General features: G+C 35.9%; 20 protein-coding genes. 16 read left to right on the top strand and 4 right to left on the bottom strand.

The annotated features are described in order from the left end of the window. Positions 1–72: 72 nt before the first annotated feature. The 10 genes from ULVI_RS14575 to guaB all read left to right on the top strand — a co-directional run bounded on the left by ULVI_RS14575 (position 73) and on the right by guaB (position 12,617). Positions 73–1,092, top strand: a complete 1,020-nt coding sequence (locus ULVI_RS14575; protein ID WP_068593541.1) for a quinone-dependent dihydroorotate dehydrogenase — start codon at positions 73–75, stop codon at positions 1,090–1,092. Positions 1,093–1,101: 9 nt separating this feature from the next. Then, positions 1,102–1,716, top strand: coding sequence for a LysE family translocator (locus tag ULVI_RS14570; protein ID WP_068593540.1), 615 nt, complete (start codon positions 1,102–1,104; stop codon positions 1,714–1,716). Between the two features lie 52 nt (positions 1,717–1,768). Then, a complete protein-coding gene (locus ULVI_RS14565; protein ID WP_068593539.1) occupies positions 1,769–2,632 on the top strand; it encodes a hydroxymethylglutaryl-CoA lyase in 864 nt (287 codons plus the stop codon). A gap of 3 nt (positions 2,633–2,635) precedes the next feature. Further along, positions 2,636–4,165 carry a bifunctional metallophosphatase/5'-nucleotidase gene (locus ULVI_RS14560; protein WP_082830891.1) on the top strand — a complete coding sequence of 510 codons (1,530 nt, stop codon included), beginning with the start codon at positions 2,636–2,638 and terminating at the stop codon, positions 4,163–4,165. A gap of 2 nt (positions 4,166–4,167) precedes the next feature. Beyond that, positions 4,168–4,644, top strand: a complete 477-nt coding sequence (locus ULVI_RS14555; protein WP_082830890.1) for a heme-binding domain-containing protein — start codon at positions 4,168–4,170, stop codon at positions 4,642–4,644. A gap of 137 nt (positions 4,645–4,781) precedes the next feature. Then, complete coding sequence (locus ULVI_RS14550) at positions 4,782–6,002, top strand: DUF4856 domain-containing protein (protein WP_068593538.1); 1,221 nt, start codon at positions 4,782–4,784, stop codon at positions 6,000–6,002. 83 nt (positions 6,003–6,085) lie between these two features. Then, complete coding sequence (locus ULVI_RS14545; RefSeq protein WP_068593537.1) at positions 6,086–7,210, top strand: imelysin family protein; 1,125 nt, start codon at positions 6,086–6,088, stop codon at positions 7,208–7,210. Continuing rightward, entirely contained in the window at positions 7,210–8,562 is a 1,353-nt protein-coding gene (locus ULVI_RS14540; RefSeq protein WP_068593536.1) for an HTTM domain-containing protein, read from the top strand. The genes ULVI_RS14545 and ULVI_RS14540 overlap by 1 nt, the downstream gene beginning before the upstream one ends. 45 nt (positions 8,563–8,607) lie before the next feature. Further along, positions 8,608–11,040 carry a TonB-dependent receptor gene (locus ULVI_RS14535; protein WP_068593535.1) on the top strand — a complete coding sequence of 811 codons (2,433 nt, stop codon included), beginning with the start codon at positions 8,608–8,610 and terminating at the stop codon, positions 11,038–11,040. 104 nt (positions 11,041–11,144) lie between these two features. Beyond that, entirely contained in the window at positions 11,145–12,617 is a 1,473-nt protein-coding gene (guaB, locus tag ULVI_RS14530) for an IMP dehydrogenase (RefSeq protein ID WP_068593534.1), read from the top strand. A 118-nt stretch (positions 12,618–12,735) separates the two neighbouring features. Here guaB and ULVI_RS14525 read toward each other — a convergent pair whose 3' ends face one another. Together ULVI_RS14525 and ULVI_RS14520 are read right to left on the bottom strand one after the other, a co-directional pair. Further along, the gene (locus tag ULVI_RS14525; protein ID WP_068593533.1) at positions 12,736–13,242 is read right to left on the bottom strand and encodes an OmpH family outer membrane protein; all 507 of its coding nucleotides are present in this window, start codon (positions 13,240–13,242) and stop codon (positions 12,736–12,738) included. A 139-nt stretch (positions 13,243–13,381) separates the two neighbouring features. Then, on the bottom strand, positions 13,382–13,621 hold the full coding sequence (locus ULVI_RS14520; RefSeq protein ID WP_068593532.1) for a hypothetical protein: 240 nt from the start codon (positions 13,619–13,621) through the stop codon (positions 13,382–13,384). A gap of 175 nt (positions 13,622–13,796) precedes the next feature. Here ULVI_RS14520 and ULVI_RS14515 point away from each other — a divergent pair, with 175 nt between their 5' ends. The 5 genes from ULVI_RS14515 (at position 13,797) to ULVI_RS14495 (ending at position 21,526) form a co-directional block, all read left to right on the top strand. Next, on the top strand, positions 13,797–15,749 hold the full coding sequence (locus tag ULVI_RS14515; protein ID WP_068593531.1) for a peptidylprolyl isomerase: 1,953 nt from the start codon (positions 13,797–13,799) through the stop codon (positions 15,747–15,749). After that, positions 15,749–16,603, top strand: coding sequence for a peptidylprolyl isomerase (locus ULVI_RS14510; RefSeq protein ID WP_068593530.1), 855 nt, complete (start codon positions 15,749–15,751; stop codon positions 16,601–16,603). The genes ULVI_RS14515 and ULVI_RS14510 overlap by 1 nt, the downstream gene beginning before the upstream one ends. Continuing rightward, complete coding sequence (locus ULVI_RS14505) at positions 16,581–18,038, top strand: peptidylprolyl isomerase (protein ID WP_241780999.1); 1,458 nt, start codon at positions 16,581–16,583, stop codon at positions 18,036–18,038. The genes ULVI_RS14510 and ULVI_RS14505 overlap by 23 nt, the downstream gene beginning before the upstream one ends. A 1-nt stretch (position 18,039) precedes the next feature. Then, positions 18,040–18,993: an AAA family ATPase gene (locus ULVI_RS14500; protein WP_068593528.1), complete on the top strand. Its 954-nt coding sequence runs from the start codon at positions 18,040–18,042 to the stop codon at positions 18,991–18,993. A gap of 268 nt (positions 18,994–19,261) precedes the next feature. After that, the gene (locus ULVI_RS14495; protein ID WP_068593527.1) at positions 19,262–21,526 is read left to right on the top strand and encodes an aconitate hydratase; all 2,265 of its coding nucleotides are present in this window, start codon (positions 19,262–19,264) and stop codon (positions 21,524–21,526) included. A gap of 74 nt (positions 21,527–21,600) precedes the next feature. Here the strand turns inward: ULVI_RS14495 and ULVI_RS14490 are convergent, their stop codons facing one another. Continuing rightward, a complete protein-coding gene (locus ULVI_RS14490) occupies positions 21,601–22,260 on the bottom strand; it encodes a C1q-like domain-containing protein (protein ID WP_068593526.1) in 660 nt (219 codons plus the stop codon). Positions 22,261–22,628: 368 nt separating this feature from the next. Between ULVI_RS14490 and ULVI_RS14485 the strand changes: the two genes are divergently transcribed. Beyond that, positions 22,629–23,192 (top strand): TlpA family protein disulfide reductase, encoded by a 564-nt coding sequence (locus tag ULVI_RS14485; protein ID WP_241780998.1) that lies wholly within the window; start codon positions 22,629–22,631, stop codon positions 23,190–23,192. A 1-nt stretch (position 23,193) separates the two neighbouring features. Here the strand turns inward: ULVI_RS14485 and ULVI_RS14480 are convergent, their stop codons facing one another. Further along, on the bottom strand, positions 23,194–23,889 hold the full coding sequence (locus tag ULVI_RS14480) for a lycopene cyclase domain-containing protein (RefSeq protein WP_068593525.1): 696 nt from the start codon (positions 23,887–23,889) through the stop codon (positions 23,194–23,196). Between the last annotated feature and the right edge of the window lies 1 nt (position 23,890).

Below are 23,890 nucleotides of genomic sequence, written 5' to 3'. Positions count from 1 at the left end.
TTACAAATTAACGGATATTCAAAAGAACAAATACATACTTTAATACTATTTTTGCTGCTCAATTTATCTGCCATGTATAAAGAAGTTCTTCGCCCTTTGTTGTTTCAGTTCGATCCAGAAAAAGTACATCATAGTACCTTTAAAACAATTCGATTTTTTAGTAGTATTGGTCTCGGTGGTATATTTCGAAACATGTACCAAAAGAAACATCTGTCGTTAGAAAGAAACGTTTTTGGACTCACTTTCCCCAATCCTGTAGGGTTGGCAGCAGGCTTCGACAAAGACGCAAAATTATATAAAGAACTTTCAGATTTTGGATTTGGATTTATCGAAATAGGTACCGTTACTCCAAAACCGCAAGAAGGAAATCCTAAAAAGAGATTGTTTAGATTGCAAGAAGACAATGCTATTTTAAATAGAATGGGTTTTAACAATGGCGGTGTTCTCGAAGCTGCGAAACGATTAAAAACTAATAAAAACGTACTTGTAGGAGGGAACATTGGGAAGAATAAAAATACCCCTAACGACGAAGCTGTAAACGATTACGTGATCTGTTTTGAAGCCTTGTTTGATGTAGTCGATTATTTTGTTGTGAATGTAAGTTCTCCTAATACGCCAAATTTAAGGGAGCTTCAAGATAAAGAACCACTTACTCATTTGTTACAGACGCTTCAGAATTTAAACAATGAAAAGGTAAAGCGCAAACCCATACTTCTAAAAATTGCTCCAGACCTTACTAACGAACAATTGCTTGATATTATCGATATAGTTTCAGAAACTAAAATAGATGGTGTTATAGCCACCAATACTACAATTTCTCGTGAAGGAATTATTTCAGAAAAGAAAAAAGAAATGGGAGGTATTAGTGGGAAACCTTTGCGAGAAAGAGCAACAGAAGTAATTCGGTTTCTTTCTGAAAAAAGTAATAACGCTTTTCCCATTATTGGGGTTGGAGGAATTCATACCGCTAAAGATGCACTAGAAAAAATAGAAGCTGGAGCAACATTAATACAGTTGTATACAGGATTTATCTATGAAGGCCCAAAACTAATTAAAGACATTAATACGGCGCTAATACGGCAATCGGAGTAATATTAAATTATGATCGAAAACCTCCTGTCTTTTTCTATTGCAACTATGGCACTTGCGTTATCACCTGGTCCCGACAATATTTATGTGCTAACTCAAGCGTTAGTAAATGGAACCAAAAGTGGTATCGCTACTACAGCAGGATTAATTAGTGGGTGTATAGTACATACCTCATTGCTCGCATTTGGAGTGTCGGCATTGATTACTGCTTCGCCTACCATTTTTTATGTTATTAAACTTTTGGGAGCGCTATATTTATTATTCTTAGCGTATAAAGTTTTTAAGAGTGATGCGACCGTATCGTATGCTGATAATGCTCCCAAGAAACCCTTATTCGACCTCTTTAAACAAGGGGTTATTATGAATTTGGTTAACCCTAAGGTGATGATATTTTTCTTGGCATTTTTTCCTGCATTTCTTTGGAACCCTTCCGCAGATACTGTTACTCAATTTTATATTTTAGGATTTACTTTTATGGCAGTGTCTTTTGTGATTTTTAGTACCATTGCTGTTTTAGCGGGGAGTATTTCGGGATATTTAATGAAACATAAATCGGTTGGCGTTTGGTTAAAATGGTTACAGATTGTAGTTTTTATTGGCATTGCCGTATTTATTTTAATACCGTAGAATTTTATTCTGAAAAGATTTCATCCTTTAAAGAATTCCTATCTTTGAAACAATGCAAAATATTAAAATTATAGAATGTCCTAGGGACGCGATGCAAGGAATTAAAGATTGGATTCCTACAGAGAAAAAGGTGCAGTACATTCAAGCACTATTACGCTGTGGATTCGATACGATAGATTTTGGAAGTTTTGTTTCTCCGAAAGCCATTCCACAAATGACCGATACTGCCGAAGTTCTTTCGAAATTGGATTTATCATCAACAGAAAGTAAATTGTTATCGATCGTTGCCAATGTTCGGGGTGCAGAAGCCGCGGTACAACACTCAGAAATTCAATATTTGGGATATCCATTTTCTATTTCTGAAAATTTTCAGATGCGGAACACACATAAAACGATCGCTCAGTCTATCGAAATCTTACAAGAGATTTTGTCTCTTTCTGAAGCAAATAATAAAGAAGTTGTTGCCTATCTTTCGATGGGATTTGGCAATCCGTATGGGGATCCATGGAATGTAGAAATTGTAGGAGAATGGACCGAGAGACTTTCAGAAATGGGAGTGAAGATACTGTCGTTGAGTGATACGGTGGGAAGTTCAACCCCCGATATTATTTCATATTTGTTCTCTAATCTAATTCCGAAGTATCCCAACATAGAGTTTGGAGCACATTTACATACTACACCGACTGCATGGCACGAAAAAATTGATGCAGCATATAAAGCCGGTTGTCGAAGATTCGATGGTGCTATTCAAGGTTTTGGCGGCTGCCCGATGGCAAAGGATGATCTTACGGGTAATATGCCTACCGAAAAAATGCTAAGTTACTTTACAGCTGCAAAAGCAAATACAAATATTAATACGATGTCTTTTGAGAGTGCGCATAACGAAGCCACAAAGATCTTTACCAAATACCATTAAGTTATGAAGCAGTATTTATTTCTATTTGTTCTTATCTCAGGGCTTTTAACGTGTTGTAAAACACAGCAGACCATAGTGAAATCTAAAACAGATGATGGTATAATCACTTTTAAATTTGTGCAAGTTAATGATGTGTATGAAATCGCTCCTTTAAGTGGTGGTAAATATGGAGGAATGGCACGAGTGGCGCATGTGGTAGATTCATTAAAACAGATTAATAAGAACACCTTTTTATTCATGGCTGGTGATTTTTTAAATCCGTCATTGCTGGGAACTTTAAAAGTAGGAGGAGAGCGCGTTGCTGGAAAACAAATGATCGATGTAATGAATGCCATGAATTTCGATTTGGTAACGTATGGTAATCATGAATTTGATCTTAGTGAAGATCAATTTCAGAAACGACTTGATGAATCACAGTTTCAATGGATTTCATCCAATACCTTTCAGAAAAAAGGAGAGGAGGCCATCCCATTTAAAAGTAACGGTAAAGACGTTGCTTATACGTATACCTTAAATATTCAAGATTCTGATGGAACCAATATTAATGTCGGCTTTTTTTCGGTAACTATCGATTCGAACCCAGTAGATTATGTTTTTTATGGGGATGCAATTACATATGGACAAGACGCATTTAGCTCTTTAAAAGGAAATACCGATCTTGTTATTGGACTTACTCACTTAGCTCTAGAAGAAGATATTGCGCTTGCTAATACATTACCTGAAGTACCATTATTAATGGGCGGGCATGAACATACTAGTATGTTGGTACCCACAAAGTATGGTGTTGTAGCAAAAGCAGATGCCAACGCAAAAACTGTTTATATTCACACCCTAGAATACAATTCGATTACCAAACAGGTAAGTATAGATTCAGATCTTTTTCCAATCGATGAAACTATTGCAGCTAACCCTACGGTAAAAGTAGTAGTAGATCGATGGGAAGCCATTCTCAAAAATGAAATTTTACAGGTGATCGATAACCCTAGCGAAATTATATATAGAGGGGCAGCCCCTTTAGATGGAACCGATAGCGCAGGAAGAAGTATACAGACCGATCTTGGAGATATTATAACGGCAGGAATGGCAGATGCTTTTAATGACAAGGAAATTGATGGTGCGATTGTAAATGGTGGATCTTTTCGTCTAGACGATATGCTGCCTAAAGAAATAACAAGTCTAGATATTTTTAGAGTGCTTCCTTTTGGTGGACAGGTGTATAAAGTAAAAATGAAAGGGAGTCTTTTAACCGAAGTTCTAAATTATGGAAAAACACATAGGGGAACAGGTGCATATTTACAAAGACACCAACTACAAGAAAGCGATATTGCTGGTTGGTTAGTAAATGGGCAACCCATTTATAAAGATCAAATATATACGATCGCTATGAGTGATTTTCTACTGAAAGGATTTGACATTCCATTTTTAACCCCCGAAAACGAAGGTATTGTTGAAGTCTACAAACCAATTGCTTCTGAACCTGCCTCGGACATAAGAAAGGCAGTAATACTATTTTTAAAATCTAAAGATAAATAGCCATGATAAAAATTATAAAATTCCTCTTAGTATTAGCGTTAGTTGCACTTGTGGTCATCCAGTTTATTCGCCCAGAAAAGAATAATGGAGGTTATGAAACTGTGCTAGCATTCGAAAAAGAAACAAAGCCTTCTGTAAAAGTAGCAGCTATTTTAAAAGAAACCTGTTACGATTGTCACAGTGATCAAACTCAATACCCTTGGTATGCTGAAATTGCACCCATTTCTTTTTGGTTAGATGAACATATCGAGCATGGTAAGGGACACTTTAATGTGTCGGCGTGGGATACTTATTCCGTAAAAAAGAAGGATCATAAGCTAGAGGAATTAATCGAAATGGTTGAAGATGGTGAAATGCCTCTCGATTCTTATACATGGATGCACGATGATCTTTCCGAAGAAAATAAAAAACTAATACTTCAATGGGCAGGATTAGCAAGACTTCAATATAAAGATAAGCTACAGGTATCTTCTAAATAACTATCGTTACTTGAAATAAATATTTAACAGCAATTTTATTTAAATTTAATCTAAATAAACTTGTGAGATCTACTTTTCCATTCTATTTTTGCGGCTGAAATAAATATCTATTTATAATAAGTCTAAATAAAATCTAAATGTCAAAGTATTTATCCCTTCTTTTTTTTAGTAGTGTATTATTTATATCGTGTTCGTCCGACGACGATACTCCTCCGGTGGAAGATTCTGTGGAAGTTCCTTTAACGTATTCGTTCGAGCGAGACGGTGTCTCAACAGTGTCTTTTAGTGGGCAAACTACACGTATATTAATGGCAGGCGAATTGGTTTCAGCAATGAGAAATTTTGATACTGCTACAGAAACCTCTTTACAAAACATGTTCGCACATGAGGAAGGTGCTCAAGACTTTTCAGACAGTGATTTAAATACTTCCGATAAAAGTTTGCGTAGCAAAACAGCCGCTTCGTTCGATTATTTTTCAGCAAATACAGCCGAAAGCACTGCTATAAAAGAAACTTTCGAAAACTATCTTACAGCGCAGATTAATGAAGTTTTTCCAAATGAAAATACATTGGCAGAACCTGGAGTTGCTGGACAAATTGCTGACGGGTCTTCTACACGTTATGTAAATGCTCAAGGATTAGAATACAATCAGGCCTTTGCTAAAAGTTTAATTGGTGCTTTAATGGCAGACCAAATGTTAAACAATTACCTTAGTGAAGAAGTGTTAAATGAAGCCGATAACGTTTCAAATAATAATAATGATATTACCGAAGAAGGTAAATCGTACACCACAATGGAACATAAATGGGATGAAGCCTATGGATACATATATGGAACATCTGTTAACCCAGCTAATCCGAACGAAACAATAGGTGAAGATGATAAATTCTTAAATGAATATACTGGCCAAGTAAATAGAGACTCTGACTTTAACACCATTGCAGACGAAATCTTCGAGGCATTTAAATTAGGACGTGCTGCAATTGTAGCTAAGAATTACGATGTAAGAGATGCACAGGCAGCCATTATTCGTCAAAAAATTTCTGAAGTGATTGCTGTAAGAGGAATTTACTATTTACAACAAGCAAAGAATAAAATTGTAGCAGGAAACCAAACATCAGCTTTTCATGCACTATCTGAAGCCTACGGGTTTGTATACAGTCTTCGATTTACAAGAAATAATACAACAGGAGAATCTTTCTTTGATTCTGTAGAAGTTAATGATCTTATCAATCAGTTACTAGATGATAACGAAAATGGTTTTTGGTCTTTAACTCCCGAAACGATCGACTCAGTTTCAGAAAGTATTGCTGCAAAATTTGATTTTACCGTGTCACAAGCGGGAAGTGTTGATTAATTGTTAAGTTTTTTAGAAAAGCAATCGTTCTTAATACATTTAAGAACGGTTGTTTTATTTATTTTTGCAAAAAATTATATCCTATGAGTTATTGGAAATTGGTTTCTATAGTAACGCTTCTCTTTATTGCTGTTGCTTGTTCTTCAGATAATGGAGATGCTCCAGACCAACCTTTAAATGATTCCTTCAACAGAGAAGCTATGTTAATGAATTGGGCAGATAACATCATTGTTCCTGCTTATACTTCATTTGTTTCAAAAACAACAGAGTTAAATGCTGCGACTACTGTTTTTACTGAAACACCTTCAGAAGAGAATTTAATAGCACTCCGTACAATATGGGTTTCTACGTATATAGAATTTCAGAACGTTTCCATGTTTGAAATAGGTAAAGCAGAAGAAGTAAATTTTCGTAATCGAATGAATATTTATCCAACCAACGCAAATAAGATTAATGATTTTATAGCAGAGGGAACTTTTAATTTCTCATTGCCGTCTACCATTGATGCTCAAGGATTTCCCGCATTAGACTATATGTTGAATGGCTTGGCTGAAACTGATTCAGAAATCGTTGCTTTTTATACCACAAACGAAAATGCTGCAAATTATTTAGAATATCTAAATGCACTTTCTGAAACTATTGAAACACTTTCAATTACATTATTAAACGACTGGAACGAAAACTTTAGAGATAGTTTTGTTTCTAACACAAGTTCATCGGCATCTGGATCTGTAGATAAATTGGCAAACGACTACATTCTTTATTATGAAAAAGCCTTACGAGCTGGAAAAATAGGGATCCCGGCCGGAGTGTTTTCTAACGACCCATTACCAGAAAATGTTGAGGCGTTTTATAAAAAAGATATCTCAAAAAGCTTAGCACAACAGGCACTTACAGCCTCACAGAATTTTTTTAATGGAATATATTTTAATTCTAGCCAGCAAGGAGAAAGTTTTCGAACATATCTTACTTTCTTAAATTCTGTGAAAAATGGAGAGGACCTTAGCGGTCTAATTAATGCACAGTTTGAAACTGCTAAAACGAATATTGAGGAGTTAAATGTAAATTTTGTTTCACAAATTGAGACCGATAATATTCAAATGCAAAATACGTACGATGAATTGCAGCGAAATGTTATTTTCTTAAAGGTAGATATGCTTCAAGCATTAGATATTAATGTAGACTACGTAGATACCGATGGTGATTAATGTATAGTGCTCTTACATCCTATTTTTCAAAAACCACACAGGCCGCTCCTTTAGCGGTCTTTCGTGTTTTTTTTGGTTTAATGATGTGCTATAGCATTGTTCGGTTTTGGAGTAATGGGTGGATCGATAAACTTTACCTACAACCAGATTTCTTTTTTTCTTATTTTGGGTTCGAATGGGTTAAACCATTAGGGATGTATACCTATGTATTATTCGCTGTCTGTGGTATCGCAACATTGTTTATTGCCATAGGCTATAAGTATCGCATAGCAATTATAGTCTTCTTTCTTAGTTTTACGTACATCGAGTTAATGGACAAAACGACGTATTTAAATCACTATTATTTTATAAGCTGTCTTAGTTTTTTACTCATTTTTTTACCTGCAAATGCATGTTTTTCTATAGATGCAAAAAAAGGCAAAGCAACACCGTACATTCCCAAATGGACCATCGATAGCGTAAAAATGTTATTGTGTGTTGTGTATTTCTATGCGGGCTTGGCAAAATTAAATAGTGATTGGATGTTAAACGCAATGCCATTAAAAATCTGGTTGCCTTCAAACTACGACATACCTATTTTAGGCAATTTGTTACAACAAGAATGGATGCATTATGCATTTAGTTGGGGAGGAGCTGCCTACGATTTGGCAATTCCATTTTTATTACTTTATAAACCTACCCGTTGGTTCGCTTTTATATTAGTAGTTGTATTTCATGTGCTTACTCGCGTGTTGTTTCCTATTGGGGTTTTTCCATTTGTGATGATCGTGAGTGCGCTCATTTTTTTTGATGCTGGGTTTCATCAGAAAATTATTAATGGCATCTCTAATCTTTTCAGAATTAAATCAAATGCATCAAATCCCGAAATTTCAACTTATAGGTATACATCTAATGCTTCAATTGTTATAGTGGGATTCTTTCTTACCATACAACTTTTACTTCCTTGGCGTTATTTGGTATATCCGGGAGAATTATTTTGGACTGAAGAAGGCTATCGGTTTTCATGGAGGGTCATGCTTATGGAAAAAGCAGGGTATGCACAATTCAAGATTAAAGATAAAACGACAGGGCAGCAATTTTATGTGGATAACAGCGATTTTCTAACGCCTTTGCAAGAAAAGCAAATGAGTACACAACCAGACTTTATCTTACAATATGCTCACTATCTTGGGGATCATTTTAAAAATAAAAACAATAGAGAAGTTGCTGTATTTGTAGAAAGTTATGTAGCGTTAAACGGCAGATTAAGTCAACCGTATATCGACCCAGAAATAGATCTTCTAGAACAAAAAGAAAGCTTAAGACAACGAGATTGGTTGTTACCATTTAATGATAGTATAAAAGGACTGTAACAGGTTAATAGCACAATGAGAATACAAAAAAGTATGACTAGAATTATGAGTTTTCAAAGCAAATTATACCTATTGGTTTTTTTGATTTCGGGACCAACTTTATTCGCACAGTTCACAATTACAGGAACGGTTCTTTCTGAAAACTCTGGAGTTCCAGTTCAAGGGGCGGAAGTATATAATATTACGGAGGGTTCTTCAGTCACCACCGATTCTTCTGGAACTTTTCAATTTGCTGAAGTTGCTTCGGGATCTTACACTATCGCTGTGTTTAATTTTGAATTTGAAGTAGTAGAAAAAGAAATTCTTGTTTCTGAAGATACTTCGGTAACTTTTCAACTTCCAGCACTGGGTGAGCAACTTTCCGAAGTACTAATAAAAAAACGCAAAGAGCGCATCTTCGCATTAAAACAGTTAAAAGAAGTAGAAGGAACTGCTATTTATGCCGGAAAAAAAACCGAAGTAGTGGTCTTAGATAATCTTACCGCAAATCTAGCTGGTGGAAATGCTCGACAAATTTACGCACAAGTAGTCGGCTTGAATATTTACGAAAATAATGACGCCGGATTACAACTTAATATTGGTGGTCGTGGACTAGATCCAAACCGAACGTCAAATTTTAATACACGTCAAAACGGATATGATATTTCGGCAGATGTTTTAGGATATCCCGAAAGTTACTATACACCACCAGCAGAAGCTATCGAGCAAATCGAAGTAGTACGTGGTGCGGCCTCTTTGCAATACGGTACCCAGTTTGGAGGACTCATAAATTTTAAATTAAAACGACCTAATACATCTAAAAAATTAGAATGGGTGTCACGGCAAGGAATTGGATCGTATGGACTTTTTACCAGCTTTAACAGTTTAAGCGGTACCATAGGTAAGACAGGGTATTATGCCTATTTAAATTATAAGATTGGAAACGATTTTAGGCCGAATTCTGAATTTGAATCTTACAATGCCCATGCACACATCGATCACCAATTTTCTAAAACTACCAAGGTTGCATTCGAATTCAGTTATTTAAATTACCTCGCACAACAAGCAGGAGGCTTAACCGATCGCCAGTTTGAGGAAGATCCAACCTTTAGTAATCGAACACGAAATTGGTTTCGGGTAGACTGGAAATTATACTCACTTCGTTTGGAGCAAGCGCTTTCAGAAAAAACAGAATTTAGTCTTAATCTTTTTGCTTTAGATGCGGGGCGTAAATCGGTGGGGTTTCGTGAAAACAGAGTGTCGCAGGAGGATGATCTAGATGCACCGCGTGAATTAATTGTAGGGAAATTTAATAATTGGGGAGCAGAAGCACGGATACTATCACGCTACAATTTAGGTGATTCTGAAAATACATTTTTAATTGGTGCGAAGTACTACCAGTCTAATAACAGTGAACGACAAGGTCCAGGTACCAATGGGAGTGATGCTAATTTTAATTTCGCTTCAGAAATCTATCCCGATTACGCTAGACAAAGTGACTTCGATTTTCCAAACCTTAATCTTTCCTTGTTTGGAGAGCATATTTTTCAACTTTCTGAAAGATTTTCACTAACTCCTGGAGCTCGTGTAGAATTTATTAAGACAGAAAGTCAAGGTGCATTTAAAGACATTCGCTTCGATTTGGCAGGAAACCCAATTTTCAACGAAACAATAACCGATAATCGAGATTTTAAACGTTCCTTTATCCTGTTAGGGGTGGGGGCTAGTTACAAACCAACCAATGCAATAGAATTGTACGGAAATATTAGCCAGAATTATCGCTCGGTCACTTTTAATGACATTCGAATTAACAATCCATCTCTAGTAGTAGATCCTAATATTACCGATGAAGAGGGATATACTTTCGACCTTGGGGCGCGGGGGCGTTTTAAAAAGTATGTGTCTTACGATGTCGGACTTTTCTTCTTACAATACAACGACCGAATTGGTTTAATTTTAGGAGGAGAAAGCAACATTGTGAGTACTCGTGGAAATATTGGAGATGCGATAACCTACGGAATTGAAAGTTTTATAGATTGGAATATTTGGGAAACATTTTCTGGAAACAAAGACTTTCGTTTAAATTCATTTGTGAACCTTGCAATAACTGAAAGTGAGTACACTGCTTCTAAAGAGCCTAATGTAAAAGGTAAAAAAGTAGAATTCATTCCGGGAATTAATTTTAAAACTGGAATTGGATTTGGTTATAAAAACTTTTTAGGAAGTTTACAATACACTTATCTAGCAAAACAATTTACCGATGCTACCAATGCAGAGCGAGATTTTAGTACCCAAACTGGGATCGTGGGAGAAATTCCTGCATACGATATTTTAGACTTGTCACTTTCATATACCTACAAGCGCTTTAAACTGGAAACAGGAATTAACAATGTGCTGGACAACAGTTATTTCACAAGGAGAGCAACGGGATATCCAGGACCAGGGATTATTCCGAGTCAGCCAAGGACATTTTATGGGTTGCTTCAGTTTAAATTGTAACGATTAAAATTAGGGCATTGAGTATATCCCAACAATTAATCGTACATTTGCACGCAATTAAACAGTAACTTCTTTCCGTATCTTCGGAATATAATTTAATTGCGATGACTGCACACGAAAATAAAATCCTTGGGGAAGGCCTCACCTACGACGATGTACTTTTAGTACCCGATTACTCTGAAGTTTTACCAAGAGATGTTTCGATCGAATCTAAATTTTCAAGAAATATTACACTTAATGTACCTATCGTTTCTGCAGCGATGGACACAGTGACCGAAAGTGCTATGGCAATTGCGATTGCACGTGAGGGAGGAATTGGTGTTTTGCACAAAAACATGACGATCGACCAACAAGCTGCTGAGGTTCGCAAAGTAAAACGTGCAGAGAGCGGAATGATCTTGGATCCAGTGACATTGAAAAAAACAAATACGGTCGGGGACGCTCAAAACACGATGAAAGAATACAGTATCGGTGGTATTCCTATTACCGATGAGGCAGGTAAACTAATTGGTATAGTAACGAATCGTGACCTTAGGTTTGAGAAGAATTTTGATCGTACACTAGAAGAAGTAATGACTACTGAAAACTTAGTGACTGTCGAAAAAGGTACTTCGCTTAAACAAGCCGAACTCATCCTTCAAAAGAATAAGATCGAGAAACTCCCCGTTGTTGAAGATGACGGTACATTATTAGGACTTATAACTTTTAGAGATATTACAAAATTAACTCAGAAACCTACAGCTAACAAAGATGAATACGGGAGATTGCGGGTTGCTGCAGCTTTGGGTGTTACAGCCGATGCAGTAGATAGAGCCGAAGCGTTAGTAAATGCACAGGTAGATGCTGTAATCATCGATACGGCTCATGGTCACACTAAAGGTGTTGTCATGGTGTTGAAAGAAGTAAAAAAGAAATTTCCGAAACTGGATGTGGTTGTGGGTAATATTGCCACAGCCGAAGCAGCAAAATATTTAGTTGAAGCAGGAGCCGATGCCGTTAAAGTTGGTATTGGACCTGGATCTATTTGTACAACAAGGGTGGTGGCCGGAGTTGGGTTTCCGCAGTTTTCTGCTGTATTAGAGGTAGCTGCTGCTATTAAAGGAAGTGGTGTGCCCGTTATTGCAGATGGGGGAATTAGATATACTGGTGACATTCCAAAAGCAATTGCGGCTGGAGCAGATTGTGTTATGCTAGGATCGCTGTTAGCTGGTACGAAAGAATCTCCTGGAGAAACCATTATTTATGAAGGGCGAAAATTTAAGTCGTATCGTGGAATGGGTTCTGTTGAAGCAATGAAGCAAGGATCTAAAGATCGTTATTTTCAAGATGTGGAAGACGATATTAAAAAACTAGTGCCTGAAGGAATTGTAGGTCGCGTACCCTACAAAGGGGAATTAGTTGAAAGTATGACCCAATTTATTGGTGGACTCCGAGCTGGTATGGGGTATTGTGGCTCAAAAGATATTGAGACTTTAAAAGAAAATGGACGCTTTGTAAAGATAACCGCATCTGGAATAAACGAGAGTCATCCACACGATGTTACGATCACAAAGGAATCTCCAAATTACTCACGGTAAGACCTCCTAAAGACTATTTATTAAAAAGTTATTCGAGCATCTTTTAAAAAAGTAGCTTATAAAACAAAAGCCCCTCACATAGAGGGGCTTTTGTTTGTATAGGTTTTGTTTAAAAAAATTACTCCTCATTCTTCACCTCAATTCCCAACTCTTTAAGAATAAGATCGGTAAGATCGTAGTTTTGGTCGGTATAAATAAGAGAATTTCCTGTTTGTAATACTTGTGTATACGCCTCAGCTTTTGCAACGGTTTCTAAAGCAACGCCTATTTTAGCATATAGAGGGCGTAAAACTTCTTCTCTTTTTAAGCCTATTAATTGAGTTCCATTTTGACGAAATTTAGCAATGTCGTTATCCATTGTCATAAGTTCGGTCTGCTTCTGTTTTTTTATGTCTTCTGTAAATGTGGTCTCGCCAGCTTTATAGGCATCAATTAATGATTGATACTCAGCTAATTTTGCATCCAGATCGGTATCTAGGCGCTTTCCGTAAGCAGTAACTTGTTCTTGAGCTTTTGTAAGATCTGGCATTTGAGAAAGGATAAAATCAATATCTGCAGTACCAACTTTGGTTTGTGCAAATCCTGAAATACAAAGGGTTAAAAAGGCAATGTGTAAAAATTTCATGTGTTTTGTTTTTAATTCGCGATGCAATAGTAGTATTAATTTCTCACAAATAGACGATGGCATTGAGAAGATGTTACAGAATGCTCTTCATAATTCGTGCCAATTGGTCTTCTAAATGATAAGAATTTAATTTTTTAATTTAGTATGGATTGTAACGTTGTCCTCGAGTGGGTTTTAGACGAGCGCGCAGATCGTCCATGTGCTTTTTTTCAACAATAAGGTAGGCAATGTGATGCATATCTGTAACTATTTCGGTTCCTACTTTATAATGAGACAATTGCTCTAGCTTGGCAAAATCTTCCAAATGTATAGCATGATGTTGAGCAATAGGTGCTGCGTTAGGCCCTCTAAAATCCCACAAAAGTTTTATTTGTTCCATGCTTCTTTACAGCTAAAAATTAAATTAGATTGATTCGAAAATACAAAGTTACAACTTTTCAATTTCTGAAGAAACAGACACTAATTTGTAACGAAATGCGTTATCGAAACAACCTTGCAAAACAAATCCTTTTTGTTACTTTTGCCACGCTTCAATTTGAATAAAAATAACACCAATGAATAAATATATTGTATCTCTTGTTCTTCTTATAGTTTGCAGTAGTCTCTGGGCTCAGAAGAAAAAAGACATTTTATTAACCATTGATGGAGCACCTGTTTATGCTTCAGAATTTAAGAGGGTTTATTCCAAAAATTTAGAGTTGGTTCAAGACGATTCTCAAAAAAGCGTAGATGGCTATCTAGAACTTTTTATTGATTATAAACTGAAAGTAGCTGAAGCTTATAAGCAAAAACTCAATGAAACTCCAGAATATAAGAGAGAGTTTAAAAAATATGAGGATCAACTTTCACGGGGTTACTTATATGAGGATAACTTAAGTGAAGAACTTGTAAAGGAAGCATACGAAAGAGGATTGGAAGAAGTAGAAGCGTCTCACATCTTAGTACGCTCTTCGTATAACGATCTCCCTAAAGACACCCTTAAAGCATACGACAAAATTAAAGAAGCGCAAGTAAAAGCTCGTAAAGGAGAAGACTTTTCAGCTTTAGTGAAAGAATATTCTGAGGAGCCTGGAGCCGCTGAACGTGGGGGAGCATTAGGATATTTTTCTTCTTTTAAAATGGTATACGATTTTGAAACTGCCGCTTTTAACACGCCAGTTGGAGAAATATCGGATATTGTTAGAACACAATTTGGATATCATATCATAAAAGTGACCAATCGTCGTAAAAGAGCTCCACAAATCTCGGTTTCTCACATCATGATTATTGAGAAAAAAGAGAATCCAACCTTTAATGCCGAAGAACGAATAAATGATTTATATGCTAAAATTCAACAAGGAGAGTCTTTTGCTAGTTTAGCTAAACAATTCTCAGATGATAAAGGCTCGGCAAAAAAAGACGGGGAACTAAGAGCTTTTACAAAAGGCGATCTACGCTCTCCTGAATTTGAAAATGAAGCTTATTCACTTCAAAATCCTGGGGATGTTTCAAAACCAGTAAAATCTGAATTTGGCTGGCATATAATTAAATTAAACAAACGCTTTCCTATTCCTTCTTTCGAAGATGAAAAAGAAAGTTTGTTAAAACAAATCGAAAAATCGGAGCGTTCAAAATTAATCGATGATGCAGTTAACAATAAAATTAAAACAAAGTATAGTTTCAAAAAAGGCGTAGATTTTATGCCCTATTTTATGGAGAAAGTTTCAGATTCTATTTTGAAAAGAGACTGGCATTACGCTCCAATACCTTCTTCAGAAAATAAAAAGCTATTCACTATTGGAGAAACTTCGTATACCTTCGATGATTTTGCTAAATACCTTGAAACACAACAAAAAGGAATGCGTGCGCTAAGTAGTAAAAGAGCTATGTTAAACGATGCTTATCAAGCTTTTGAGGATACTACGATTAAAGACTATTTTAGAAAAAATCTTGAAAAGGAGAATGAAAAATACGGTGCTACTATTAATGAATACCGTGACGGACTTCTTATTTTTGACGTAATGAACGAGAATATCTGGGGAAAAGCAAAAAAAGATACAATAGCACTTAAATCTTATTACGACACCCATAAGGACAGTTATAAAACGGGTGAAAGAATTAAGGGGGTTATTGTTTCTGCACCTGAGAAAGCCTTAGCTGAAGAAGCAAAAAAATTAATGTCTCAAGGGATTACTTCGGAAGCAATTAAGGAAAAACTAAATAAAGACAAGGTGAATGTGATTATTTCTGAAGGTCTTTTCGAACTAGATGATAGAGCATTGCCTGCAGGTTTTAATCCACGTGAAGGAGTTTCAGAAATCTTTGAAAAAGATGCATCTTTCATAGTAGTTTCCACTGTAGAAATAGTGCCTCCAGGTATTAAAACCTTCGATGAAACGAAAGGTCGTGTAATAAGTGACTACCAAAACTATTTAGAAAAAACTTGGATGCAAGAATTGCACAACAACCACACTGTTGAAGTAAATAAGAAAACATTGAAAAAAGTAAAAAAAGAACTTAAATCTTAATGTATAAATTCGGACTTCTTTTTGTAATTGGGCTTCTGTTTGTTTCTTGCGATTATTTCAAGCAAGATTCAGAGAAAGTGCCGATTGCAAGAGTGAACCAAAGTTTTTTGTATTACGATGATATTAAGGATCTTATTTCTGAAACTACTTCAAAAGAAGACAGTACATTAATTGTAACTAATTATGTGAATCGCTGGGCAACGCAGCAGTTATTATTAGATCAAGCGCGAATTAACCTGCCAGAAGAGCAATTAGAGTCGTACAATAAATTGGTTAGAGATTATAAAAATGAACTGTATACCGATGCTTACAAAAGCAATATAGTAGCACAGCAATTAGATAGTTCGGTTACCGTTACTGAGGTGGAACGATTTTACGAGACCAATAAGGAAAATTTTAAACTAAATGATCCATTGTATAAAGTGCGTTACATACACGTTCCCGAATTGTATGGAAATTTAGCGCAAGCACGTGAAATGTTAAAACGTTTCAATGATTCAGATAAAAAAAGTCTATCTGCGCTAGGCATTCAATTTAAAGGGTATAATTTAAATGATTCTACATGGGTAGAAAAGTCATCTTTATACCGAGCACTTCCAATCCTTAAGGATAAAGAAAGTCAAGTGTTAAAAAAAACTAATTTTACCCAGCTACAAGATTCATTAGGAGTATATTTGGTGCAAATTGAAGACATTCTAGCAACCAATGATATTGCACCTCTTTCCTTTTTACAATCAACCATCGAACAAATAATTCTCAACAAAAGGAAGCTTCAGCTTATTAAAAAACTTGAAAAAGATATTACACAAGATGCCATTAAAAATTCAAATTTTGAAATTTACAAAGAAAACTAGTTTACTCTTATTATTCGCACTATGGCAAGGGATTGTTTTTGCGCAAGAAGTAGTAACAATAGACAGTACTGGAACAGTAAATGCAGAAACTGCACTTATACAACCGGCAACTACATCTGTTAGGGATACAACACAACCTTTTAAACGCTACAAAGCAGAAGGTGTTTCTGCCGTAGTTGGAGATTATGTTGTCTTAGATAGTGATATCGATAAAAGTTATGTTGAGTTAAAGCAACAGGGGATTTCTACCGAAGAAATTACACGCTGCCAGCTTTTAGGGAAACTCTTAGAAGACAAATTATATGCGCACCACGCAAAGATTGATAGTATTGTTGTTCCCGACGCTGAAATTAATCAGCAAATCGAACAACAAATGAGCTATATGATTAGTGAACTTGGCACCGAAGAAAAAGTTGCTAGCTTTTACAGAAAGGATAATATCGCTGAGGTTAAAAAAGAACTTTTTGAAGTAAACAAAACGGTTCGATTAGCAAGTGAAATGCAACGTAAAGTAGTGGATGATATCGAGATTACTCCAGAAGAAATTAGAAGTTTCTTTTATGACATTCCTGAAGATGAACGACCCGTATTCAGTGCGGAAGTTGAAGTTGCACAAATCGTAATAGAACCAGAAATTAACAGAGCAGCAAAACAGGATGTAATCGATCGACTTGCCCAAATGAGACAGGATGTAATCGAAAACGGTACTAGTTTCGCTACCAAGGCTGTATTGTACTCAAAAGACCCAGGGTCTGCCTCAAAAGGTGGATTAATTACAGGAGTAAAACGAGATACTCCATTTGCAAAAGAATTTAAAGATCAAGCGTTCTCTTTATTAGAAGGAGAAATTAGTGAGCCTTTCGAAACAGAATTTGGTTTTCATATTTTAATGGTAGAAAAGATTCGTGGACAGGAATTAGATGTACGCCACGTTCTATTGTTTCCAGAGGTTTCGCAAACCACCATCGATAAGGCAGAAGCTGAAATTAAAGACATTCGAAGACAAATCGTAGAAGAAGAGATTACTTTTGCAGACGCTGCAAAAAAGTATTCGGATGAAAAAGAAACCCGTAATAGTGGAGGGCAATTAGTAAACCCTACAACATTCGACACCCGTTTCGACTTAACTAAAATGGATCCTACGTTAAGTGCTCAGGTATATAATTTAAAAGAAGGAGAGGTTACTAAAGTTCAAACAGATCGTGATTATACTGGGAAAAGTAAATTTAAAATACTTACCGTAACCAAACGATACAAAGAACACCAAGCAGACTATGTAAAAGATTATGAGAAGGTAAAAGATCTTGCATTAAAGCAGAAGCAAATTAAGGCAATCGAAACTTGGCAGAATAAAAAGATAAAGGAAACATATGTAAATGTAAATGAAGACTACAACAATTGCGAGTTTTCAAGTAATTGGCTGAAAAATCAATAGTATGTCAGACGTAGCAGCAGTAAAACAATTGGTTTCAAAATACGAAGCCTTACGACAGGAAATAAAAAAAGTAATTGTAGGACAGGATGAAGTTGTAGAGCAAGTCCTTCTCTCTATATTTTCTGGAGGTCACGCACTTCTAATTGGTGTTCCTGGTTTAGCAAAAACCTTGTTAGTGAATACTGTTGCACAAGCATTGGGACTTCAATTTAAAAGAATTCAATTTACTCCCGATTTAATGCCCAGTGATATTTTGGGATCTGAAATTCTTGATGAGAATAGGACATTTAAATTTATTAAAGGGCCTATCTTTTCAAATATCATTCTTGCTGATGAAATTAACCGTACACCTCCAAAAACACAAGCAGCTTTATTAGAAGCAATGCAGGAGCGGTCGGTAACAGTAGCGGGAAATCATTATAAATTAGAGCTTCCTTATTTTGTCTTAGCGACACAAAACCCAATCGAGCAAGAAGGTACCTATCCGTTGCCTGAAGCCCAATTGGACCGTTTTATGTTTGCTGTTAATCTCGACTATCCAAGTTTTTCTGAAGAGGTAGAGGTAGTTAAATCTACCACTGCTGGAACTACAAATACTATAAATGCACTATTTTCTGCTCAAGAAATCATCGAATTTCAACAGTTAATCCGAAAAATTCCAGTTGCAGATAATGTAGTAGAATATGCAGTGACTTTAGTTGGAAAGACACGACCTAAAAGTCAAGCTGCACCAGAGATCGTTAAAAATTATATCGACTGGGGAGCAGGACCAAGAGCCTCCCAAAATCTTATCTTAGCTGCAAAAGCAAATGCTGCTTTGCATGGGAAATTTTCTCCCGACATTGAAGATGTTCAAAAAGTAGCAATTGGAATTCTACGCCATAGACTTATAAAAAATTATAAGGCAGAAGCCGAAGGATTAACCATTGAAGAAATTATTTCAAGCCTATTTTAAATTCATTCTAAGTAACGATAGCTTTTTCTCATAAATGCATTCTTCTTTTAAAAGGGCTGATTTTTTATAAATTCACAATTTTAAATGCACTAAATTAGATATTTGTTAATAATAAGCATTATCTATTCTTTTTATTGAATTATCTTCAATGAAACTCCTTATCTATTAGGTATTTTTAAATGATTTCAAAATTTTGTACTTTTGCAATCCGCCACTCCTGAAACTTCAGTAGTGCAAATTCAAAAAAAAACTTAAACCGAAAATAATTATGGCATTCGATATCGATATGATTAAAAAGGTCTATTCGCAAATGGCCGAACGTGTAGATAAAGCACGCGACATTGTGGGAAGACCCCTAACCCTTTCAGAAAAAATTCTTTATAGTCACCTTTGGGATGGAAATCCAACTAAGAAGTTAACACGTGGTAAAGATTATGTTGATTTTGCACCCGATCGTATCGCGTGTCAAGATGCTACTGCACAAATGGCATTACTTCAGTTTATGCAGGCAGGAAAGAAAAATGTAGCGGTTCCAACAACCGTACATTGCGATCACCTTATTCAAGCAAAGCAAGGAGCGAAAAAAGATCTTATTCGTGCTAACGAAACAAGTAATGAGGTATTCGATTTTCTTGAATCGGTTTCTAATAAATATGGTATCGGCTTTTGGAAACCAGGAGCGGGAATTATTCACCAAGTAGTATTAGAAAATTATGCATTCCCTGGAGGAATGATGATTGGTACCGACTCTCATACTGTGAATGCTGGTGGTCTTGGGATGGTTGCCATTGGAGTAGGTGGTGCAGATGCAGTTGATGTTATGGCTGGAATGGCTTGGGAGCTTAAATTTCCTAAGTTAATTGGTGTAAAATTAACGGGTGAGTTAAATGGTTGGACTGCCTCAAAAGATGTTATTTTAAAAGTAGCAGGTATTCTTACTGTAAAAGGAGGAACAGGAGCAATCGTTGAATATTTTGGACCAGGTGCTAAAAACTTGTCGTGTACTGGAAAAGGAACGATCTGTAATATGGGAGCTGAGATTGGAGCAACGACCTCTACATTTGGATATGATGATTCTATGGAACGTTTCTTAAGAGCGACCGATAGAGCCGATGTTGCAGATGCAGCTAATGAAATTCGTCCATATCTTACAGGAGATGATGAAGTATATGCTGACCCAGAAACATATTTCGACGAAGTTATAGAAATCGACCTTTCTACATTACGTCCTCATTTAAACGGACCATTTACACCAGACCTCGCTACACCTGTAGGTGAACTAGGCGAAAAAGCAAAAAAGAACGACTGGCCTATAAAAGTAGATTGGGGATTAATTGGTTCTTGTACCAACTCTTCATACGAAGATCTTACCCGAGCTGCTTCAATTGCACAACAAGCGATCGATAAAAAATTAAAACCTAAAAGTGACTTCGGAATTAATCCCGGATCTGAACAAATTCGTTTTACAGCAGAACGCGACGGATTACTTCAGGTTTTCGAAAAACTAGGAGCAACGGTATTTACAAATGCTTGTGGACCCTGTATTGGACAATGGGACCGTAGTGACTTAAAGGGAGATGAAAAAAATACAATTGTACATTCTTTTAATCGAAACTTCTCAAAACGTGCAGACGGAAACCCAAATACACACGCTTTTGTAGGATCCCCAGAAATGGTTGCGGCAATTGCAATCTCTGGAAGATTAGATTTCGATCCAATGAACGATACCTTATTAAATGAAGATGGTGAGCAGATTAAATTAGATGAACCAAGAGGTATCGAATTACCTCCCTTAGGATTTGATGTAGATGATAATGGGTATTTAGCACCCGATCCCGATGGAAGCGGAGTGAAAATTAAAGTAGCAGAAGATAGTGAACGTCTTGAGTTACTTACACCATTCGAACCCATTCGTGATGAAGAAATGCAAGGCATGAAGTTGCTTATTAAAGCCTTCGGTAAATGTACTACAGACCATATTTCTATGGCAGGACCTTGGTTGCGTTATAGAGGCCACTTAGATAATATTTCTAACAATTGTTTAATTGGTGCAGTGAATGCATACAATAAAAAAACCAACTTCGTAAAGAATCAATTAGACGGTGAATATGGTGGTGTTCCAGACACACAAAGAGCGTATAAGGCTAAAGGAATAAAAACCATTGTCGTGGGAGATCATAACTACGGGGAAGGTTCTTCTAGGGAACATGCTGCTATGGAGCCACGACACCTTGGAGTTGCTGCAGTATTAGTGAAATCGTTCGCTCGTATTCATGAGACAAATTTGAAGAAACAAGGAATGCTTGGGCTCACATTCGCTAATGAAGCTGATTATGATCTTATCCAAGAAGACGATACCTTTAATTTCATAGATATAGCAGATTTTGCAGAGAATAAGCCTTTAACGATTGAAGTTGTACACGCAGACGGAGGTAAAGACACTATTAAAGCAAATCACACTTATAATGATGCTCAAATTAGATGGTATCGTGAGGGGTCTGCACTTAATCTTATTAAAAAACAGAACGAGTAGTATCTTGTAACTATAAACAAAAAACCCTTACATCTTGGTAAGGGTTTTTTTATGCACTTAATTGTGGGGATGCGTTATCTTATTTGTTCTATTGTAAAAAAGGTTTCTGTATTGTCTCCAGATATTCCCACACTTAAAAGGCTAGCTAAGACTTTAAATGAAAGTGTCTCATTAGTATTAAGCTGAACAATGGTGCTTACAGCCCGAGCGGGAGGAGTTACATTGACAAAGGCGACACCAATATTAGCAAAAGAATTTTTTGCAACTAGGGCGCCATTTTTGTAAATACCTACCCCAAAGTTTGAAGAAACACTAATCCCTCCAGCATATAAATTAACAGACACTCTATAAATACCATCTTGTTTGGCTGTGAAAATACCTGTAGAAGTATCGTATTCATTGTGAAGATCTATTTCTTCTTGATCGAAAACAATTTCTTTTTTACCACTTAAAAGGGAAAGACTTATAGTTCCGTTATTAACCATATTTCCTTTTACAATAGATTTAAGGTGACTTTCAATTATATTTTTAGAAGAAACTCTATTTACTGTTCCATTTCTAGAAATTACAAGGATAGAGTCTTGTATAATTTCAAGGTCGGTTTCTTCATTTGTACCTCGTAAACGCAAATTTCCGTCTACATCGAGAGTAGCTGTAGGGTTAGTCGTTCCAATACCAACTTGGGCAGTTAATGTCGCCCCCCATAATAGTAAGATTATGCTATATATTTTCATAACGAATGATTTAGTTTGCTGGGGAGCTATTACAAATATATATAAATTTCGATTAAATGCAAATAATATCGATAAAAAGCATTAAAAATTTTATTGAATGTTAAAATTAACGAAATTAGAATTTTTTGCTAATTCTTATTATTGTTGCTATTACTACATTCACAACGATATACTTTGTCGTAACTATGAGGCTAATTTTTAGTTATTTATACTAAATCATGAAAAATATTGGATCTATACCTTCAAGATTTAAGAGTAGATTTCTCTATTTTGGGTTTGTCGCCTTATTTTTTAGTGTATTTATTCGTTAACAATATTCGTTTACATTAACGATGTCTATTTTTGTATTTCACATATTTTAAATTTTGATGATATCATTTTTAAAAAAGCATAAAGGGAATTTATTTTTTTTAGCAATTTTAGCGTTGTTATTTATTCCACAAACAGGAACGCCCATACGTGTATTTATGCAACGGTTAATCTCCTTTAGTCCTTCAGAAATTGCTACGAAAGAAAGAATTTTATTAAAGGATTATAATTGGAAACTAGCAGGACTTCATACGAACGCAAAGAATCTTGCGACTTCTGAAGGAAAAGTGGTTCTAATAAATTTTTGGGCAACGTGGTGTCCACCATGTTTAGCAGAAATGCCATCTCTTCAAAAACTTTATAATTCGTATGGTGATCGAGTGGATTTTTATTTTATCACAAATGAGGAAGCTTCAGTCGTAACAAAATTCATGGAAAAGCAAGCCTATACTTTTCCAGTTTATCTCCAGCAAACTCAGGCACCCGAAGCGATTCGAACCAATTCTTTGCCAACAACCTATGTGCTTTCAAAAGAGAAAGAGATTGTAATAAATAAAACGGGTGCTGCCGATTGGAATTCAGAAAAAACTAATACGTTATTAGACCGTTTACTTTCAGAATAACTTAACTGTTTCGGATGTAACGAGATTCAAACCATTCGGTAAGAACATAAACTGTAAGAAGCATTCCTAAAGCATAAATACTATCCTCTACAGGTATGGTGCCCATGCGAATATTCATATTTTCTGCATCATTATACCAAACCACTTGATCTTCAATTCCAGTTCCCGTAAGAATGCCGTTTACAATAAAAAAAGGGATGAGTATAATTAGAAAAGTAGGAAGAAATTCGGCTAATTGGTGTCGTTTAAAATTATAAACTAATCCAAGTAATAGAATTACATATAAAAAATTAACCAAGGGATACCAACGATCGTACATGTACCAGAGTAAAACAATAAGAATTGAGATAAGCCCAACATATATAATTTCGGTCGTTCGTATTTTAAAAGGCAGCTTCGGAAAAAAATGCTGTAACGAATAATGTGTAAAAATGCAGGCATAAGGAATGCAAATAAAAAACAGCCATTCCTCAATAGGAAGATTTAAGATTTTATATCCAGTGATGTAAGCATCATTAAATCCCCAAATGCCATGGTTTGTAAATACCGCATCCCAAGGAATAAAAAAAGCCATCATAATTGCGATAGCAGGAAATAGCGAACGCCATTTTTTGTAAAACTGTAATTTTGGATGAAAACTGAATAAAAAAGGAATGCTAAAGGAAGCTATATTTAACCAGAGGTATAGGTGCTCCATA

The organism is Cochleicola gelatinilyticus (assembly GCF_001637325.1).
GTDB lineage: Bacteria > Bacteroidota > Bacteroidia > Flavobacteriales > Flavobacteriaceae > Cochleicola > Cochleicola gelatinilyticus.
This window is presented reverse-complemented; position numbering and strand designations above follow the sequence as displayed.

What these genes read in the sequence shown, in the direction of transcription:
- ULVI_RS14480 (WP_068593525.1), bottom strand. Translation starts at nt 23,889, where the DNA reads ATGGAGCACCTATACCTCTGGTTAAATATAGCTTCCTTTAGCATTCCT.
- ULVI_RS14510 (WP_068593530.1), top strand. Translation starts at nt 15,749, where the DNA reads ATGTATAAATTCGGACTTCTTTTTGTAATTGGGCTTCTGTTTGTTTCT.
- ULVI_RS14485 (WP_241780998.1), top strand. Translation starts at nt 22,629, where the DNA reads ATGATATCATTTTTAAAAAAGCATAAAGGGAATTTATTTTTTTTAGCA.
- ULVI_RS14515 (WP_068593531.1), top strand. Translation starts at nt 13,797, where the DNA reads ATGAATAAATATATTGTATCTCTTGTTCTTCTTATAGTTTGCAGTAGT.
- ULVI_RS14570 (WP_068593540.1), top strand. Translation starts at nt 1,102, where the DNA reads ATGATCGAAAACCTCCTGTCTTTTTCTATTGCAACTATGGCACTTGCG.
- ULVI_RS14535 (WP_068593535.1), top strand. Translation starts at nt 8,608, where the DNA reads ATGAGTTTTCAAAGCAAATTATACCTATTGGTTTTTTTGATTTCGGGA.
- ULVI_RS14575 (WP_068593541.1), top strand. Translation starts at nt 73, where the DNA reads ATGTATAAAGAAGTTCTTCGCCCTTTGTTGTTTCAGTTCGATCCAGAA.
- ULVI_RS14550 (WP_068593538.1), top strand. Translation starts at nt 4,782, where the DNA reads ATGTCAAAGTATTTATCCCTTCTTTTTTTTAGTAGTGTATTATTTATA.
- ULVI_RS14540 (WP_068593536.1), top strand. Translation starts at nt 7,210, where the DNA reads ATGTATAGTGCTCTTACATCCTATTTTTCAAAAACCACACAGGCCGCT.
- ULVI_RS14565 (WP_068593539.1), top strand. Translation starts at nt 1,769, where the DNA reads ATGCAAAATATTAAAATTATAGAATGTCCTAGGGACGCGATGCAAGGA.
- ULVI_RS14490 (WP_068593526.1), bottom strand. Translation starts at nt 22,260, where the DNA reads ATGAAAATATATAGCATAATCTTACTATTATGGGGGGCGACATTAACT.
- ULVI_RS14495 (WP_068593527.1), top strand. Translation starts at nt 19,262, where the DNA reads ATGGCATTCGATATCGATATGATTAAAAAGGTCTATTCGCAAATGGCC.
- ULVI_RS14520 (WP_068593532.1), bottom strand. Translation starts at nt 13,621, where the DNA reads ATGGAACAAATAAAACTTTTGTGGGATTTTAGAGGGCCTAACGCAGCA.
- ULVI_RS14560 (WP_082830891.1), top strand. Translation starts at nt 2,636, where the DNA reads ATGAAGCAGTATTTATTTCTATTTGTTCTTATCTCAGGGCTTTTAACG.
- ULVI_RS14525 (WP_068593533.1), bottom strand. Translation starts at nt 13,242, where the DNA reads ATGAAATTTTTACACATTGCCTTTTTAACCCTTTGTATTTCAGGATTT.
- guaB (WP_068593534.1), top strand. Translation starts at nt 11,145, where the DNA reads ATGACTGCACACGAAAATAAAATCCTTGGGGAAGGCCTCACCTACGAC.
- ULVI_RS14500 (WP_068593528.1), top strand. Translation starts at nt 18,040, where the DNA reads ATGTCAGACGTAGCAGCAGTAAAACAATTGGTTTCAAAATACGAAGCC.
- ULVI_RS14545 (WP_068593537.1), top strand. Translation starts at nt 6,086, where the DNA reads ATGAGTTATTGGAAATTGGTTTCTATAGTAACGCTTCTCTTTATTGCT.
- ULVI_RS14555 (WP_082830890.1), top strand. Translation starts at nt 4,168, where the DNA reads ATGATAAAAATTATAAAATTCCTCTTAGTATTAGCGTTAGTTGCACTT.